Origin of the sequence: Intestinibacillus massiliensis, from assembly GCF_900155735.1 — a bacterium.
Classification (GTDB): domain Bacteria; phylum Bacillota; class Clostridia; order Oscillospirales; family Butyricicoccaceae; genus Intestinibacillus; species Intestinibacillus massiliensis.
Map to the genome: position 1 here is coordinate 1 of NZ_LT707038.1, position 830 is coordinate 830.

1 rRNA gene is annotated in these 830 nt (G+C 51.4%); it reads right to left on the reverse strand.

Going from position 1 to position 830, the window contains the following annotated elements:
* Positions 1–830: ribosomal RNA gene (locus CZ203_RS01130) — 23S ribosomal RNA — on the reverse strand; the annotation flags it as partial.

The window sequence follows — 830 nt, forward strand, 5'->3', positions numbered from 1 at the left end:
TTCCTAGGCTCCCACCTATCCTGTACATGGAATACCGAGATCCAATATCAAGCTACAGTGAAGCTCCATGGGGTCTTTCCGTCTAGTTGCGGGAAACCGGCATCTTCACCGGTACTACAATTTCGCCGGGCGGGCTGTTGAGACAGTGCCCAAATCGTTACGCCATTCGTGCGGGTCAGAACTTACCTGACAAGGAATTTCGCTACCTTAGGACCGTTATAGTTACGGCCGCCGTTTACTGGGGCTTAAGTTCGCACCTTCGGGTTTCCCCTAAGCACTCCCCTTAACCTTCCAGCACCGGGCAGGCGTCACCCCCTATACGTCATCTTTCGATTTAGCAGAGAGCTGTGTTTTTGCTAAACAGTCGCTTGGGCCTTTTCACTGCGGCCTGCTCTCGCAGGCACCCCTTCTCCCGAAGTTACGGGGTTAATTTGCCGAGTTCCTTAACAACCCTTCTCCCGTTGGCCTTAGTATTCTCAACCCATCTACCTGTGTCGGTTTGCGGTACGGGCACCTTAGTATACACATAAGCTTTTCTCGTCTCTCACGCCAGTTACTTCCCTACTATAATTTCGGTCCCTTACGCCCGGGGCAACCATCGCCCGGGATAACCTTAATGAAAGCGTCCCTTATGCTTAAAGTTCGGTGGTTACGGAATTTCAACCGTATGTGCATCGACTACGCCGTTAGGCCTCGCCTTAGCTCCCGACTAACCTTGGGCGGACGAACCTTCCCCAAGAAACCTTAGATTTTCGGCCATTATGATTCTCACATAATTCTCGCTACTTATTCCGGCATTCTCACTTCTTACCAGTCCACCAGTCCTTACG